This is a genomic window from Shewanella sp. NKUCC06_TVS, from assembly GCF_019345515.1.
GTDB lineage: Bacteria > Pseudomonadota > Gammaproteobacteria > Enterobacterales > Shewanellaceae > Shewanella > Shewanella oncorhynchi.
Map to the genome: position 1 here is coordinate 1 of NZ_JAHKQX010000068.1, position 203 is coordinate 203.

Genomic DNA, 203 nt, shown 5'->3' on the forward strand with positions numbered 1-203 from the left:
AATGTACACACTGAGAGCTGATGACGAGGTCCTAAGGGACTGAAGTAGTTGATGCCATGCTTCCAGGAAAATCTTCTAAGCTTCAGGTTAGCGGGAATCGTACCCCAAACCGACACAGGTGGTCGGGTAGAGAATACCAAGGCGCTTGAGAGAACTCGGCTGAAGGAACTAGGCAAAATGGTACCGTAACTTCGGGAGAAGGT

Annotated in this window: 1 rRNA gene; it reads left to right on the forward strand. The window is 49.8% G+C overall.

Annotated features, from left to right (window positions below):
• A 23S ribosomal RNA gene (locus KO531_RS22620) occupies positions 1 to 203 on the forward strand; the annotation flags it as partial.